Annotated in this window: 18 protein-coding genes; 12 read left to right on the plus strand and 6 right to left on the minus strand. The window is 56.5% G+C overall.

Annotated elements, in window-relative coordinates:
• Positions 1-28 precede the first annotated feature (28 nt).
• Genes FPL19_RS02515 through FPL19_RS02525 form a run of 3 tightly spaced genes read left to right on the plus strand, consistent with a single transcriptional unit; the run spans position 29 to position 776 of the window.
• Positions 29-172, plus strand: coding sequence for a DUF3096 domain-containing protein (locus tag FPL19_RS02515; protein ID WP_150910299.1), 144 nt, complete (start codon positions 29-31; stop codon positions 170-172).
• A 25-nt stretch (positions 173-197) separates the two neighbouring features.
• Positions 198-422 (plus strand): hypothetical protein, encoded by a 225-nt coding sequence (locus FPL19_RS02520; protein ID WP_150910301.1) that lies wholly within the window; start codon positions 198-200, stop codon positions 420-422.
• A 30-nt stretch (positions 423-452) separates the two neighbouring features.
• A complete protein-coding gene (locus FPL19_RS02525) occupies positions 453-776 on the plus strand; it encodes a 2OG-Fe(II) oxygenase (RefSeq protein WP_150912368.1) in 324 nt (107 codons plus the stop codon).
• A gap of 8 nt (positions 777-784) precedes the next feature.
• Here the strand turns inward: FPL19_RS02525 and FPL19_RS02530 are convergent, their stop codons facing one another.
• Genes FPL19_RS02530 through FPL19_RS02545 form a run of 4 tightly spaced genes read right to left on the minus strand, consistent with a single transcriptional unit; the run spans position 785 to position 2,793 of the window.
• Positions 785-1,144: a rhodanese-like domain-containing protein gene (locus tag FPL19_RS02530; RefSeq protein WP_150910303.1), complete on the minus strand. Its 360-nt coding sequence runs from the start codon at positions 1,142-1,144 to the stop codon at positions 785-787.
• Between the two features lie 23 nt (positions 1,145-1,167).
• Positions 1,168-1,347 carry a hypothetical protein gene (locus tag FPL19_RS02535; RefSeq protein WP_150910305.1) on the minus strand — a complete coding sequence of 60 codons (180 nt, stop codon included), beginning with the start codon at positions 1,345-1,347 and terminating at the stop codon, positions 1,168-1,170.
• Between the two features lie 4 nt (positions 1,348-1,351).
• Positions 1,352-2,080 carry a DnaJ domain-containing protein gene (locus tag FPL19_RS02540; RefSeq protein ID WP_150910307.1) on the minus strand — a complete coding sequence of 243 codons (729 nt, stop codon included), beginning with the start codon at positions 2,078-2,080 and terminating at the stop codon, positions 1,352-1,354.
• Between the two features lie 17 nt (positions 2,081-2,097).
• Positions 2,098-2,793: a VWA domain-containing protein gene (locus FPL19_RS02545; protein ID WP_150910309.1), complete on the minus strand. Its 696-nt coding sequence runs from the start codon at positions 2,791-2,793 to the stop codon at positions 2,098-2,100.
• Between the two features lie 256 nt (positions 2,794-3,049).
• Between FPL19_RS02545 and FPL19_RS02550 the strand changes: the two genes are divergently transcribed.
• A complete protein-coding gene (locus tag FPL19_RS02550) occupies positions 3,050-3,943 on the plus strand; it encodes a patatin-like phospholipase family protein (protein WP_150910310.1) in 894 nt (297 codons plus the stop codon).
• Between the two features lie 41 nt (positions 3,944-3,984).
• On the opposite strand, the gene FPL19_RS02555 is transcribed toward FPL19_RS02550, so the two are convergent.
• Together FPL19_RS02555 and FPL19_RS02560 are read right to left on the minus strand one after the other, a co-directional pair.
• Positions 3,985-4,278 (minus strand): hypothetical protein, encoded by a 294-nt coding sequence (locus FPL19_RS02555; protein ID WP_150910312.1) that lies wholly within the window; start codon positions 4,276-4,278, stop codon positions 3,985-3,987.
• A 108-nt stretch (positions 4,279-4,386) separates the two neighbouring features.
• The gene (locus tag FPL19_RS02560; RefSeq protein WP_150910314.1) at positions 4,387-4,842 is read right to left on the minus strand and encodes a GatB/YqeY domain-containing protein; all 456 of its coding nucleotides are present in this window, start codon (positions 4,840-4,842) and stop codon (positions 4,387-4,389) included.
• 133 nt (positions 4,843-4,975) lie between these two features.
• Here FPL19_RS02560 and ltaE point away from each other — a divergent pair, with 133 nt between their 5' ends.
• The 8 genes from ltaE (at position 4,976) to FPL19_RS02600 (ending at position 14,578) form a co-directional block, all read left to right on the plus strand.
• Positions 4,976-5,986, plus strand: a complete 1,011-nt coding sequence (ltaE, locus tag FPL19_RS02565; RefSeq protein WP_150910316.1) for a low-specificity L-threonine aldolase — start codon at positions 4,976-4,978, stop codon at positions 5,984-5,986.
• A 71-nt stretch (positions 5,987-6,057) separates the two neighbouring features.
• Entirely contained in the window at positions 6,058-6,726 is a 669-nt protein-coding gene (locus FPL19_RS02570) for a glutathione S-transferase family protein (protein ID WP_150910318.1), read from the plus strand.
• Between the two features lie 221 nt (positions 6,727-6,947).
• The gene (locus FPL19_RS02575; RefSeq protein WP_150910320.1) at positions 6,948-7,766 is read left to right on the plus strand and encodes a transporter substrate-binding domain-containing protein; all 819 of its coding nucleotides are present in this window, start codon (positions 6,948-6,950) and stop codon (positions 7,764-7,766) included.
• A gap of 95 nt (positions 7,767-7,861) precedes the next feature.
• Entirely contained in the window at positions 7,862-8,527 is a 666-nt protein-coding gene (locus FPL19_RS02580; RefSeq protein ID WP_150910322.1) for an amino acid ABC transporter permease, read from the plus strand.
• Positions 8,527-9,180, plus strand: coding sequence for an amino acid ABC transporter permease (locus FPL19_RS02585; RefSeq protein ID WP_150910323.1), 654 nt, complete (start codon positions 8,527-8,529; stop codon positions 9,178-9,180). The genes FPL19_RS02580 and FPL19_RS02585 overlap by 1 nt, the downstream gene beginning before the upstream one ends.
• Positions 9,177-9,899: an amino acid ABC transporter ATP-binding protein gene (locus FPL19_RS02590; protein WP_150910325.1), complete on the plus strand. Its 723-nt coding sequence runs from the start codon at positions 9,177-9,179 to the stop codon at positions 9,897-9,899. The genes FPL19_RS02585 and FPL19_RS02590 overlap by 4 nt, the downstream gene beginning before the upstream one ends.
• A gap of 184 nt (positions 9,900-10,083) precedes the next feature.
• A complete protein-coding gene (locus FPL19_RS02595; RefSeq protein WP_191965200.1) occupies positions 10,084-13,272 on the plus strand; it encodes an outer membrane lipoprotein-sorting protein in 3,189 nt (1,062 codons plus the stop codon).
• Between the two features lie 4 nt (positions 13,273-13,276).
• Positions 13,277-14,578, plus strand: coding sequence for a DUF1302 family protein (locus FPL19_RS02600; RefSeq protein WP_150910329.1), 1,302 nt, complete (start codon positions 13,277-13,279; stop codon positions 14,576-14,578).
• The last annotated feature ends 39 nt before the right edge of the window (positions 14,579-14,617 follow it).

Genomic DNA, 14,617 nt, shown 5'->3' on the forward strand with positions numbered 1-14,617 from the left:
CAACAAAACACAGCACAGGAGGATCTTTATGACCCTGCATCTTGAACTCGCTCCCCTCATCAGCCTGGGTGCCGGCATCGGCATTCTGGTCTTCCCGAAACTGCTGAACTACATCGTCGCCGGGTATTTGATTGCCATGGGCGTGCTTGGCCTGGTTGGCCATTCGTTCTGAGATTGCGGATCAACCGCACAAGTCAATGACCGAGGAAGAATGGCAAGAAATCCAGGAAACCATCCCGGACGCTCGGGATGGCCTGACCCGCACTGAGCGCATCGTGCTCTACGTACTGAAACAAACCCAGGAGGAGCTTGATAACCGCAATGTTCCGACCGCAATGCTCTATGGTCGCGTGCTGGAATATGTTGATATGAGTGAAGCCGAGCTCCATGTTTATCTGGACCGGCTGGGCGTCCGGAAATGAAGAATGTTCAGAAATAAAGAGTGCCCGGAAATGAGCGGAGGTTTAACCGTGCAAAAAGCCAAGGTAACAACGCGAATTCTGTTTCGCTCCAGGTACCTCAATATCTATTCGGTACGATACCCGGAAGGACATCGGGTAGTACCGCATGTGGACATGATCGCCGAAGGCCGCCTGTACAAACTGAATTATGTACTTGCGAAGCCCAAAAGAGGCGGTGAATTCATTTGCGACAAGAACATCTTCAATCTTTTTGGCCGCGTTTATCTTTTTCGGCCGGACCTGCACCAGCACCAGGTATCCCGAATCGAGAAGGGCAGGCGCTGGTTGCTCAGTATTGCCTTGACCACAGCCTGACAGCCCTCCTACCCATCGCCCAAATGCGCGATCAGTTCATCAGCACTGCAGTCGATCACGCTGACATTGCGAAATCCCATATGCTCCAGTGACGCCGCAGCCAACGCCGCTCGCCCGCCCGTTGCACAGTGCAGCAATATGGTCTGGTCCGGGTCCGTGGTGTGTTCAGTGATCTTCATCTCCAGCACACCGCGGGGAATGTTGATGGTGTTGGCAGGCCGTTTGTTGGCCACTTCGTCGGGTTCACGCACATCAATTACCAGAACACCGCTATCTTTGCCCATCAACTCCTTCGCTCGTTCAGGTGTCAGGCAATGCAAAGCCGATTTGGTTTCGGCTACGATTTCCGGAAGCGTTTTCAGAGCCATAATGTCTTCCCTCTATAGTTCTATCAGCCAAAATAATGCCGCAGCATCTGCATCACAATCAGAAGAGCCATCAGCGGAATAATCCACCGGGCAATCTTGTTCAGGTCACGGTTTTCACCCCTGGGCGCGTACTTTTCCACCAGCGGAATGATGACAATCAACGCCAGGAAAAGCACGACCAGGATAATTAGCAGGGTTCCCATAGAATCATCTCAACAGAGTTTCTTTGGCTTCGTTGATACGGGCCGCCAGGTAGTTACTGCCACCATGGTCCGGATGCATTTTCTGCATCATGCGGCGATGGGCGCGGATGATCTCTTCCCGGCTCGCACCCGGCGACAACCCCAGTATATCCAGCGCTTCGCTTTCGGTTAAAGGCCCGCCGGCACTGCCACCCGCGCCGCTGTCTGCTTCACTATCACCTGTGCCGGCGTCGTCATCAGCGCGCCAGGAATCGCCGAAACGGCGGTCAAGATAGGTTTCCAGCAGCCGTGCGGAATCTTCGTCGTTCTCACGGCAATAGCGTAGCAGTTCAAGAAATTCACTCTCGCCCAGGTCCGCCAGCTCCCGATCCGCCATCGGGCCTTTTACAACCTTTCCGCTCATGGTGCCGGAGTCATGGTCCAGGCTCATTTCCAGAATCTCGCTGGACACATGGGACTGGTTTCCGGCACTCGCTTTTGCGCCTCCCGCACCTGCCCCTGCCATGCGCCCCATGAGCAGGGACGGCAGGAAGCGGCGCAACAACGGGAAAAGAAAGGCCAGCGAGGCAAACAGAAAGTGCAACCGGCCAGTCAGGGCCAGCAACACCACCATGCCGACACCGGCAATGGACACAAGCTTGATAATCGCTGGCTTGCGTTGACTGGCCGGCTGGTTGCGCAACCAGAGCCAGGCACCAACCGCAAAAATGATCACCAGAAACGTTAATGGCACTCGGATTCCCTCAAGCCCTACCTGATTTGCTGTGTCAGGCGTTTCACTTCCGCGGAGCTGCGTCGGGAGAAGTCCTGAAGCGCTTTTGGCCCGCCAGAGGCATAGACAGCCACAGCCGCCATAAGATCCTTCAGAACCTGCGGGCTGTTGCGATCAAACGGAGCGTAGGCCCCACCGGAAAGCTTGCTCACCTGCTGGAATACGGCACGGGCATGGGCATCGGCGCCTTCATGGAACATAAACACGGGCGTGCGCAGCATTCCCAGCTCCCCCGCAGTATGGCAAAGCTCATCCACCGGCTCTTCGCAGCAGTCGCCAATAAATACGACGGCTTTAACGGCTTTCCGACGGGTTTCTTTCACTGCATGGGCTAGAACCCGGCTGATCTGGGTGCGTCCGCCCAGACAGGAAACACCATTCATCAGGTTCAGCAACTGACCGGTTTCATTCACGAAGTTTGTCGCCCTGAACTCCCCGAACCCCCTGTAATAGCAGAGCTGGATAGAGAGGCCGCCCAGATCCCGCGTCGCCATGAACAGCTCACTCTGCAGGTGGCAGGCCTGATCCCAGGTAGGTTCACGACTGGCGGTGGCGTCCAACGCGAAAATCAGCCGGCCCTGCTCCCCGCTTTGTACGGGGAGTTTCTGAACCTGGTGGATAAACTCGTCAATCGACTGTTTATCGGATCTGGAGCGTAGCTCTTTGTCGGACATAGCCTTATGGAACCCACCTGATTTGGCATTAACAGCCTTCCAAGCGTAGGGCAAAGCAAGGACAATTCACAGGGTAAGCAACAGATTCAGCATGGTGACCGGCTTGTCCATGGGTACGGCCTTCCGCAGGTTTTCAATGGATTCGCGGGTCGGATCAATACTCGGCATTGGATCCTCCTGAGTGGTCTTTTTGATGCATCCGATCTGTTAAAATACCCTCAAACGACTCCCCCTTTAAACAGCAATAGGCGCTTTAATGAAACTCAACCCGTTCAATACCCGAATCGGCCTCGCTCTGGGCGGCGGTGCGGCCAAGGGTATCGCCCACATTGGCGTGCTGAAAGCGTTCGAAGAGGAACAGATCAAGGTTCATTGCATCTCGGGCACCAGCGCAGGCGCGTTGATCGCAAGCTATTACGCCTTCGGGCGCCCGGCGGAATCCATCCTCTCCATTTGCTCGACGCTGAACCTCTCGAAAATTATCAACTTTACCTTTGAGCGAGGTGGGCTTTTCAGTACCGATGCCATTCGTGAGATGATCCTGCGGGACCTGGGGGATGTAAGAATCGAGGACGCCAGTATTCCGCTGGCGATTTGCGCAACGGATATCGAAACCGGCGAGCAACTTATTTTCCGGGAAGGCAATCTGGCGGAGGTCGTGTGTGCCTCCATGGCGGTACCCGGCCTGTTTGTGCCGGTAGAGATCGATGGGCGGATATTGGTGGACGGTGGGCTGGTTGAAAACGTCCCCATTTCACCATTGGCGAAGATGGGCGCGGGCATCACAATCGCGGTGGATCTCAGCCATGTGGGCCGTTACCCGAAGCCGGAAAACACGTTCGATGTTATCGCCAACGCCATCAACATCGGCATCGACTTTAACACCCGCAAGCAGCTGAAAACCGCTGACATCGCGGTGCCGCTGGATTTGAGTGACTACAGCCTCACCAACAACGCCGATCGTGTGGAAGAGCTGTACCGGGAAGGCTACATTCCGATGAAGAAAAAGATCCAGCGCCTGCTGTGGTACAAGCGGATCAATGTAGTTATTCACCTGTTGCAGGCGGCGGGAAAATTACTGCCTCTCAAAGTGCCCGAGATTATCAAAGATCTTAAGCAGCACGCTTTTTCGGCCCGCAAGCGGGGCTGATAGCGCTGGCGAGAGCCCGGGCGCGGCCCGGGCCCCTCTGATTACTTCTTCTTGGCCTTGTCCGGTCCGATCAGATCAGACAGCTGTTTGCGAAGCGAATCCACGTTGTCCTCACTGCTCTTTTTCATTTCGTCCAGCTTTTTGCGGCCTTCAGAGATTCTGTCCTGCAGTGAGCGCACCGCGTCAGACCCTGTCTGCTGGATGTCTGCGCCTGCCTTTTCGTTCCTCGCTTCCGCTGCTTTAGCCTTTGCTCTGGCTTTCTGGGCGTCAGCCTCTTTTTCCCATTCATCCAGTTGGGCTTCGGCTTTTTTGATCAATTCGTCTTTCAAGGACATATTCAGCCCTCCTTTGCCAGTTTTATGAATCAGACACTTTTCTTGGTCGGGATGCAGCCCGCTAAAAACAACCCAGGTTAATAAATGGAAACCTGGCCCCGGCGCTATTCAGCCTGCCAGCGCCGACCGCACTTTTTTGCTCAGGTGACCCATATCGACCTTACCCAGAACCTGTGGCTTCAGATCATTCATCACTTTACCCATGTCCTGCATACCCTGGGCATCGGTAGCACTGATAGACGCACGGATCAGGGCATCGAGATCGTCCTCGCTCAGGGCAGCGGGCATGAACTCCTCGATAATCACCATTTCCGCCCGCTCTTTGTCGCCCAGTTCCTCACGGCCGGCATCATCGTACTGGCTGGCGGCATCGCGGCGCTGCTTCAGCATTTTGTCCAGCACCTTCAGAACGTCTTCGTCGCTCAGATCCCGGCGCTCATCAATCTCGATCTGCTTGACTGCCGACTGGGCCATACGAAGTGTGACAAGTCGGGTTTTATCCCTTTCACGCATCGCGTTTTTAACGGCGGTTGCCAGTTGTTCCTTGAGCGATGTATCCGACATTGATGACCTCCTGATCTGTGGATTTCTATACCGTTTATGGGGATGGAATAATGAAAATACAAAGGGGTACAGATTACCAGGATGTAGTCTGTAGAATGAGACCATACCGATTTTTTCACCAGGCACCAGCACCATGATCGATTTCCGCAGCGACACCGTCACCCGCCCTACCCCCGCCATGCGCGAAGCCATTTCCCATGCCGAGGTGGGCGACGACGTCTACGGCGACGACCCGACTATCAACAGTTTGCAGGCCTATGCTGCCGAGCGGCTGGGTTTTGAAGCAGCGCTGTTTACCGCTACCGGCACCCAGGCCAACCTGCTGGCAATCATGGCCCACTGTGGCCGGGGCGATGAGTACCTCTGCGGCCAGTCGGCCCACAACTATCGCTATGAGGGTGGAGGCGCAGCCGTGCTGGGCAGCGTGCAGCCACAACCGATTGTGAACGAAGCCGACGGCAGCATTGACCTGGACAAAGCCAGGGCCGCCATCAAGGCGGACGACTTCCATTTTGCGGTCACCCGACTGCTTTCGCTGGAAAACACTATCGGTGGCAAAGTGCTGTCGCTGGACTACCAGCGCCGGGCCCGAAATTTCTGCGATGAGCACAACCTTCTGCTGCACCTGGATGGAGCCCGGGTATTCAATGCGGCGGTGAAATCAGGTTGCGACGTCAGAGAGATAACAAAGCACTACGATTCCGTCAGCGTGTGCCTGTCGAAAGGATTGGGAGCGCCGGTAGGTTCATTGCTGCTGGGCTCAAAGGCCTTTATAGCCCGGGCAATCAGGCTGCGAAAAATGGTCGGCGGCGGCATGCGCCAGGCAGGCATTCTTGCCGCTGCCGGACGAATCGCGCTGGAGGAAGGGCCCCTGCGACTTGAAGAAGACCATGAAAACGCTGGCTATCTCAGCGCCGGACTGGCCGACATTGAACAACTCGAAATCGACCCCGCCCACACACAGACCAACATCGTTTATGCCCGCTGCCTGCAGGGCAAAGCTTCACAACTGAGGGACTACCTGGCGAGCCAGGGTATCCTGATCACCGCAGGAAACCCCATCCGCTTCGTGACCCACCGGGACGTAAGCCGGCAGGATGTGGACACCCTGCTTGAAGCAATAACAAGCTTTTACCAATCCTGACTGGGGTGAACCAAAACGGCTTTTAGCACCTACACTGCTTAACTGCCTATTTTTCCCAACGGAGTCACCCCATGATTACGGTCCATCACCTGAACAACTCCCGCTCACAACGCGTTCTCTGGATGTTGGAAGAGCTGGGCGTGCCCTACGAGATCCAACGCTACGAGCGCGATCCGCAAACCATGCTTGCGCCGGCGAGTCTTAAAAAGGTCCACCCGCTGGGCAAATCGCCGGTCATCACCGACGGTGAACTGGTAGTCGCCGAATCCGGAGCTATTATTGAGTATCTGGCCCAGACTTACGGAAAAGACACCATGTTGCCCGAAGCCGGCGGCCAGGCATGGCTGGATTACACCTATTGGCTGCATTATGCCGAAGGGTCCCTGATGCCGCCGCTGGTCATGCGCCTGGTGTTTGAGAAGGTCAAAACCAGTCCGATGCCGTTTTTTATAAAGCCAGTCGCGAAAGGCATTTCCGACAAAACCAATGAGATCTTTATCGGACCGATGATCAAAACGCACCTGGACTTTGTCGAAGCCCATCTGACGGACAAAACCTGGTTTCTCGGGGAACACCTCAGCGCAGCGGACATCCAGATGAGCTTTCCGCTCGAGGCCTCGGTGGCGCGGGGAATTGTTGGCGAGAGCAGACCCAATATCAACGCCTGGGTCAAGCGGGTACATGCGCGTGCAGCCTATCAGCGAGCGCTGCAGAAAGGCGGAGATTACGATTTTGCCTGATCGGGCGTTTCCCGCCGGATAGCACCGCCTGTTTCACAAAATTTTCATTCATGCCGAGGAGGAAAACTGTAGAAACCCAGAATAAGAGTCGAAACGCCTTTTTAAATCGGGCTTTTAGTGATTATCACTAAATATTCTCAGGTAGACTTCATTGTGTACATTGTTAGTGCATATACATATTGCATTTCTTGATTAAAGAAAAAGAACTGGAGAAGCAAATTATGATCAAAAAACTAACGGCAGCCGCACTTGCCTGCGTTGCGCTCACCTCTGTGAACGCGACGGCCGACCAGCTTGACGACGTCATCAAACGCGGCACCCTGAACTGCGGTGTGGTCCTCGATTTCCCGCCCATGGGCTACCTGGATGAGAACAACCAACCAGCGGGCTTTGACGTCGATTACTGTAAGGACCTGGCCGAAGCGCTGGGCGTCGACGTTAATGTTCTGAACCTGACCTGGGGCGATCGTATACCTTCCCTGGTGTCCGGAAAGACCGACGTGGTTATCGGCTCCACCTCTGACACTCTGGAGCGCGCCAAGTCCGTCGGTTTCACCTACCCGTACTTCGTATTCAAGTTCCAGGTCATTTCTAACGAGGACAAGAACATTGAGTCCTTCAGTGATCTGGAAGATCTGAAAGTTGGCGCCGCCCTCGGCACAACCTACGAGACCGAATACCTGGCCTACGCTGAGCAGCAGGGCTGGGGCAAAGACAACTATACGTCTTTCAAATCCGAGAATGACGCATTCCTCGGTCTCTATCAGGGCAAGGTAGACGCAATCATCTCTACCAACACCAACATCGCAACCAAGCTGCGTAGCGAAGAGTTCGCAGACTTCGAGGCGGGTCCCTACGTACCGAATTACGACGACGTAGTGGGCATCATCGCCAAGCGAGACGAAGTGGCGTGGATCAACTATCTGAACCTGTTCCTGATCCGCCAGATTCGCGATGGCAACATGAACGAAGCGTACAACAAGTACTTCGGTTCAGACGCACCGGCCGATCTGATCAAGTCCCTGAGGGACAACAAGTAAGCCACACAGCCTCTTGTGTAACGGCTTAGAACACTGGTCGGCAGCCTGAACAGGTTGCCGGCCAGCCCCCTCCCACCACATAAAGTGGCCAAGGTATGGAATACGAATTTCACTGGAACACTGTGTTCCAGAAAATGCCTGAGTTACTGAACGGTGCTTTTGTCACCCTGCACGTTTCTGTTCTCGCCATGCTTCTGGGTATTGCGATTGCCATACTGCTTGCAATCGCCAAGATGAATAACACCAAACCCTTTTGCCATGTCGCGACTGTCTGGGTCGAAATCGCCCGTAACACACCGGCACTCTTTCAAATTTACATGGCGTACTTCGGCCTGGGTGCATTTGGTATTCACCTGAGCCCCTATGCCGCCGTTCTGAGCGCCCTGGTTTTTATTAATGCGGGATACCTTACAGAGACATTCCGGGGCGGTTTCCAGTCAATACCCAGCACCCAGTACAGGGCATCCAAGTCCCTGGGAATGACCAGCATTCAGACCTATCGATACATCATCCTTCCGCAAATGCTGCGGCGCATCTACCATCCGATGACCAACCAGCTGGTCTGGTCCATCCTGATGAGTTCGCTGGGCATTCTGGTGGGCATGAGCGAGCTGTCCGGCACCACCCAGCGACTGCAGTCGCTGTCGTTCCGCACGCTTGAGTTCTTCATTGTGGCGGCCGTCATGTACTACGTCATCACCAAACTGGTGCTGTTCGGTGCATCACTACTTTCCCGCCGACTGTTCAAGGGGGAAGTCTGATGAACTCTCTGTTTACACCCCTGTCCTGGGACGACACTGGCTACATCCTGACCGGCGTCTGGAATACGATTACGATCTCCGTGGTCGCCATTGTTGTGGGCACCCTGTTGGGCCTGGCCGTTGGTTTTGCACGGGCTGAAAGCAACAAAGCGGTTAACGTGCTGTTTGGCAGTGTCCTGGACATTCTCAGAAGCGTTCCGCTGATCATCCAGCTGATTCTGTTCACCACCTTTATCGGCGCCATCGGGCACCCGCTGAATCCTTTTGTCGCCGGTTCCATCGTGCTGTCCCTGTACACCATGGCCTTCATGAGTGAAGTGTTTCGGGGTGGCTTCGAAGGTGTCAGCAAATCCATGCAGACCGCTGCCCGCTCACTGGGCATGACCTACTGGCAGACCGTCTATCACATCCGGTTCCCCATTGGCCTGCGAGCGGTCCTTCCGTCCTGGATGGGCGTTGCCCTGAGTGTTATCAAGGACTCGGCTCTGGTCTCGGTGATTGGCTATATGGAGCTGCTGCGCACCTCGGAACAGCTTATTTCCCGAACCCAGCAACCCCTCATGATCCTGATCGGTGTTGGTATCTTCTACTTCATTATTTCATACCCGCTCTCCCATTACGGGCGGCATCTCGAGAGGAAAATGGCAATATGATCAGCGTCCAGAATGTCCATAAATCCTTTGGTGACCTAGAAGTTCTTAAAGGCGTCAGTCTGGATGTCCCCAACGGCGAGGTCTTGAGTGTCATCGGCGGGTCTGGCAGTGGTAAATCAACGCTGCTGTATTGCATCAATGCGATTGAGACCATCAATTCGGGCAAGATCCTGGTCAACGATATTGACGTTCACAGCAAAGACACCAACAAAGACAAACTGCGCCAGAAGCTGGGCATGGTGTTCCAGCAGTTCAACGCCTTCCCGCACATGACCGTGCTGGAAAACGCGGCTCTTGCACCCCGCATTGTCAAAAAGATGAGCAGGGACGAGGCGATGGAAATCGCCAAGAAAGAGCTGGAACACGTTGGTCTGGGAGACAAGTTCGACGTCTACCCGACGAGAATGTCCGGCGGTCAGCAACAGCGTCTGGCCATTGCCCGCGCGCTCGCCATGAAGCCGGATTTCATGCTTCTTGACGAAGTGACGTCTGCGCTCGATCCGGAACTGGTGGGCGAGGTACTGGAAACGCTGCGCCTGTTGGCGGAAGAAGGCATGACCATGATCTGCGTGACCCATGAGATGGGCTTCGCCCGGGATGTGTCTGATCGTGTGGCCTACTTCCATCAGGGCGTGATCGCTGAAATTGGCGAGGCCAAACAGGTGATCACCGACCCGCAGAACCCGCTGACCCAGAAATTCCTTTCGAAGGTTCTCTGACGGGAAACGAACGGTAACGGCAGTTGCTTTAGCGACACGTTTCCCATACCCTTCGCTCCGAGAAAAAGGTGCCCCACGGACGGCGGGCACCTTTCCCTGAATCTGAATTAGTCTCCCTGAATCAGTCGCGTGACGCACGTCAGGGATCCATTTGCGTTATCCAATGACAAGGATGTCATCGACAATGAACGACTCCCCGCGCTCAAAGTGCGCGCTGCCTGCGCGTACGAAAACCGAACGTTTCTTCTGGAATATCACCCGCAAGCCACGGCTTGTTACTCTTGTCTCTATTCTGCTCTTGCTGGTGATGGCTGCCGGGCTGATGAACCTGGTCAAAGACACGTCGGTCAAAGCCTTTATCCCGTCAGACCACCCCTCCCGGATCACTGACCGAAACATCACCGACACCTTCGGCCTCACCGATACGGTTGCCGTCGCCATGATCAGCCGGGACGGCAGCACCGTCTTTACACCGCAGGCCCTGGCCACCCAGAAACAGCTGGCCGAGCGGATCGCCGACCTGGAAAACATCCGCGAGGACCGGGTTAACAGCCTGGCAACCAAATCCTCCATTCGTGGCGACAATGGCGCGGTACTGGTGGACGAGTACATCCCCTATGGCAGCCTGAGCGACGCGGACGCCAGAGATGCCCAGGCCCGCTGGCAAAACATGCCACAGCACCAGGGCACGCTGGTCAATTCAGACGGGACGGCCGCCATCGTAATGGCGGAAATGTTGGATATCTATCAGGCGAAAGCCACCTATGACGCCATCCAGTTCATCATTGGCGATCTTGAGGTACCAGGTTTCGAATTTCATGTGGCCGGCCCCGGCGCTGTCAGTGGCCTGATGAGCGCCTATATTGATCAGGACGCCCGCCGAATGCAGCCGTTCGTGTTCGTGCTGGTGGTCAGCTTCATTTTCATTGCCTTCCGACGCTTTGGTGCCCTGCCCGGCCCGGTGTTTGTCGTATTGGGTGCCACGGGCGGCGCCATGGGGCTCATGGCTTGGTTGGGCGTGCCCTACTATGCAATTACCAATGCCCTGCCGGTGATTATTATCGCCATTGCGGTGGCCGATACCATTCACATTCTGTCCGCCTACTACCAGCGCCAGGCGCGGGCGCCGGAAGCACCCACCCGGGAACTGGTAATCGGTGCCATGGTTGAGATGCTTCGGCCGGTTACGCTGACCACGCTCACCACCATTGCCGGCTTCATCGGCATTGCCGCGGTATCCATCATGCCGCCGATCACTGCCTTTGCCTGGTTTGCCGCGCTGGGCGTGTTCCTGGCCTGGCTGTTTTCGGTCCTCACGCTGCCCAACCTGCTGGTACTGATGAAACCAGCCCCCAGCCCATCATTCAGAAACTGGACACAGAACCGCCCCAGTGGAACCGGTCGGCTGCTGGGCCAGTGCGGCGCCCTCGCAGCAAAGAACCCCGTCGCCGTAATTGGTGTATTCCTGATAATGGCCGTGGTTGCCGTTAATGGCGCCCTGAAAGTTACCTTCGACCGCTCCCAGGTCGACAATTTCAAAGCCGATGCCGACATTCGGATTGCCGATGAGGTAATCAACAACACCTTCGCCGGCACCGCCTTTCTCAACATCATGGTAGAAGCGGATCAGGCAGACGGGCTGATCAACGTTCAAAGAATGCAGAAAATCATCGACCTGCAGCAATTTGCGGAGCGCCAGCCTCACGTTCAGAAAACCGTCGCCATCACCGACTACATCAGCCAGTTGCATAAAGCCATTGAGACCCTGCCCGCCAGCGAGGAGCGCCTGCTGCCGGAAAGCGACAATGCCATTGCCCAGTACCTGCTGATCTATGAAGTGTCCGGCGACCCCACCGAACTGGAAGAAGACATCGACACGCTTTACCAGAAGGCGCTGGTGCGCGTGGCCCTGAACGAACCCCACTTCAGCAAAAACCGCCAGACGGTAGAAGCCATCCAGCAATACATCGACACCCAGTTCAACGAACCCGGCTTCACGGCATCCCTTGGCGGCGATGTGAACACCACCTACCACTGGATGAAAAGCCTGCAGGAAAGTCACCTGACCGGCGTTACGGTTTCACTGTTGCTGGTCTTTCTTGCCGCCACCTTCATGTTCCGCTCTCTAGGCGCTGGTCTTGTATCGGTACTGCCGGTCTGTTTTGCCCTGCTCGTGCTCTACGCCTGCATGGGCTACACCGGCGTGTACCTGGAACCGGCCACCTCCATGTTTGCAGCCATTGCACTGGGCGTGGGGGTGGATTTTGCCATCCATCTTGTCGACAAACTCAAAGAGGCTTTACGCATGCATAACGGAGACATTACGGCCGCCGTCGATCAAGCCCTTCCGCCAGTCGCGCGGGCCTGCTTCTTCAATTCCGCGGCGCTTGGTCTGGGCTTCGCGGTCCTGACACTCAGCGAACTGCCCACGCTGCAGCGCTTTGGCGGGCTGATTGCCGTCGCCACCTTTACCAGCTTCCTGGCCGCCCTGCTGCTGGTCCCGGCCCTGTTTGCCGCCGTCAGCTCGGCCCGTCGCAGCAGTTATGTGGCCGCTGCCACTGCCGCCATTATGGCGGCTGTGATTGGCTTCATAGCTTACCCAAACAATGCCAGTGCCGCAGAGGCCTACGATGGCGCCACCATTGCCCAAAAGGTGGCGGACCGCAAAGAAGGCCCGGCCGCCCGGCGTATTCTCGACATCACCTTGACCGACCGGCGTGACCAGGTGCGGGAACGTCAGGCCCTGGTATTGAAACTGAACCAGGACGAGGCCCGCCTGACCCGCATCACCTATCTGGAGCCGCGCTCGGTGGAAGGCGTGTCGTTCCTCAGCCATGACTTCCACAAAGCCGCCACCGAAGACGACCGCTGGCTGTTCGTGCCGGCCACCCGCCGGGCCCGCAGGCTGCCGGCATCGGCCCGGGGAGATTACTTTCTGGGCACCGATTTCACCTATGAAGATATCCAGTCAGAGCTCAAGTTCAACATGAACGACTACCACTTTGAGTATCAGGGCGTTGAAACCCTGGAAGGCAGGGAACTGCAGGTGATCAGCGGCAAACCCAGGACTGAGGACATCGCCCGCCAGCTCGGTTATGGCGCCTTTAAAGCACGGGTGGATGAAAGCAACTGGATGCCGGTGACGGTGGAATTCAGTGACCCGGATCTGGAAGCACTGAAAACCATCCGGGTTCACCAGGTTGAAACCATCGACGGCATAGTAACCGCCACGCGAATCGAAGCCATCAATCATCAGACCGGTCACAGCACCGTGTTCGCCCTGAGGGATGCCAGCCATCCAGACACCCTGCCGGGCAACATCTTCCAGCCCAGCGGCCTGACACGCGGCCTGCCATCCTCTGTTCTGAAGTAAGTCTATGAAACCGATACTGATTATGATCGCCGCCCTGATGGGCGTGAGCACCGCCAGCGCCGTCGAACTGACGGACTGGCAACTGCCGGTCACCGCCACCTACGGTTATGGAACGGAAGCCGGCGAATCCGTTCAGGGCGAGCTGGAACTTGCGCCTTCATCCAGGTTCTTGCTGGCCCCCGGCACACGACTGGAACTGTCTGCCCGCGCCCGGCTGGACGAAGTGGACAGGCTGGCACCTGGCGAGCCGCCCCTGGAAACCTATTCCCCCCAATCCAGACCCCTCGCCCTGGGAGAAACCGGTACCCTGGAGCTGCGTGATGCCTATATTGAAATCGAACTGGACAACGGCATCGCCCGCTTCGGCAAACAGCAAATAGTCTGGGGCCGGCTCGATGGGCTCAAGGTATTGGACGCACTGAACCCGCAAAGTTATCGGGAGTTCATACTGGAAGACGCCGGTTATTCCCGTATCGGGCTGTGGAGCGGCTATCTGGACACCACACTGGAAGCCTGGCGTCTGGAGCTTGCGGTGATTCCCGATGCCAGCGGCCACGAAATTCCCGATGAGGGCGCCTGGTTCCAGTTAACCGCCCCCCGATTCCGGTACGGTGCCTCTCCGGGCCAGCCAGCGCCACCCATGAACACGGTTCGCGATCAAAGCCTGGTTGAGGAGACCGCCGCCGGCGTGCAGGTGTCTCGCTTCTTCGGCTCCGTTGGCGTCAGCGCCATGGCCTATTCCGGCATGGACCACCAACCACTGGGACGTATCCGGATCGTTGACAGTGCACCGCTGCTGGAGCGTTATTACGAACGTCGAAACCTTCTGGGGCTGAGTGCCGATATGGCCATCGGTTCCCTGGCGCTGCGTGCCGAAGCCGCCTGGCAGCCCGACCGCACGTTCAACACCCGTTCTGCAACCGTACTGGATACCGTCAATCGGGACCAGGCCACTCTGGCGCTGGGCGCGGATATATTCGCGCCGCTGGATCTGTTCGTTAACCTTCAGCTGCTGGTCGACAATGTGCGGAACGCACCAGCGACCCTCGTTCGCCCGACCCAGGACCGGATTGCCACAGCCGTTGTGCGCAGAAGCTTTAACTACGATACCGTCGACCTGGAATTTCGCATGAACAGTTCGCTGAACACCAGCGACCGAATGATGTCCGCTGCTGCCACCTACGATTACCGCTCCGACACCCAGCTGGAAGCACGCTTCGAAACCTTCCACGGCACCCAGCGCGGGCTGTTCGGCCAGTTTGAAGACCGGGACCGGCTGCTTTTCAGCCTGAAGCAGTTTTTCTAGTAACAATCCGCATCTATGATGGGGCCGTACCTTTCCCTA

It is taken from the genome of Marinobacter halotolerans (assembly GCF_008795985.1).
In the GTDB taxonomy this organism is placed as follows: domain Bacteria; phylum Pseudomonadota; class Gammaproteobacteria; order Pseudomonadales; family Oleiphilaceae; genus Marinobacter; species Marinobacter halotolerans.

Excerpts from the sequence above, each read along its gene's own strand:
- FPL19_RS02580 (WP_150910322.1), top strand. The coding sequence starts at position 7,862 with ATGGAATACGAATTTCACTGGAACACTGTGTTCCAGAAAATGCCTGAG.
- FPL19_RS02600 (WP_150910329.1), top strand. The coding sequence starts at position 13,277 with ATGAAACCGATACTGATTATGATCGCCGCCCTGATGGGCGTGAGCACC.
- FPL19_RS02550 (WP_150910310.1), top strand. The coding sequence starts at position 3,050 with ATGAAACTCAACCCGTTCAATACCCGAATCGGCCTCGCTCTGGGCGGC.
- FPL19_RS02555 (WP_150910312.1), bottom strand. The coding sequence starts at position 4,278 with ATGTCCTTGAAAGACGAATTGATCAAAAAAGCCGAAGCCCAACTGGAT.
- FPL19_RS02515 (WP_150910299.1), top strand. The coding sequence starts at position 29 with ATGACCCTGCATCTTGAACTCGCTCCCCTCATCAGCCTGGGTGCCGGC.
- FPL19_RS02575 (WP_150910320.1), top strand. The coding sequence starts at position 6,948 with ATGATCAAAAAACTAACGGCAGCCGCACTTGCCTGCGTTGCGCTCACC.
- FPL19_RS02545 (WP_150910309.1), bottom strand. The coding sequence starts at position 2,793 with ATGTCCGACAAAGAGCTACGCTCCAGATCCGATAAACAGTCGATTGAC.
- FPL19_RS02590 (WP_150910325.1), top strand. The coding sequence starts at position 9,177 with ATGATCAGCGTCCAGAATGTCCATAAATCCTTTGGTGACCTAGAAGTT.
- ltaE (WP_150910316.1), top strand. The coding sequence starts at position 4,976 with ATGATCGATTTCCGCAGCGACACCGTCACCCGCCCTACCCCCGCCATG.
- FPL19_RS02560 (WP_150910314.1), bottom strand. The coding sequence starts at position 4,842 with ATGTCGGATACATCGCTCAAGGAACAACTGGCAACCGCCGTTAAAAAC.
- FPL19_RS02525 (WP_150912368.1), top strand. The coding sequence starts at position 453 with ATGAGCGGAGGTTTAACCGTGCAAAAAGCCAAGGTAACAACGCGAATT.
- FPL19_RS02520 (WP_150910301.1), top strand. The coding sequence starts at position 198 with ATGACCGAGGAAGAATGGCAAGAAATCCAGGAAACCATCCCGGACGCT.
- FPL19_RS02530 (WP_150910303.1), bottom strand. The coding sequence starts at position 1,144 with ATGGCTCTGAAAACGCTTCCGGAAATCGTAGCCGAAACCAAATCGGCT.
- FPL19_RS02595 (WP_191965200.1), top strand. The coding sequence starts at position 10,084 with ATGAACGACTCCCCGCGCTCAAAGTGCGCGCTGCCTGCGCGTACGAAA.
- FPL19_RS02535 (WP_150910305.1), bottom strand. The coding sequence starts at position 1,347 with ATGGGAACCCTGCTAATTATCCTGGTCGTGCTTTTCCTGGCGTTGATT.
- FPL19_RS02570 (WP_150910318.1), top strand. The coding sequence starts at position 6,058 with ATGATTACGGTCCATCACCTGAACAACTCCCGCTCACAACGCGTTCTC.
- FPL19_RS02585 (WP_150910323.1), top strand. The coding sequence starts at position 8,527 with ATGAACTCTCTGTTTACACCCCTGTCCTGGGACGACACTGGCTACATC.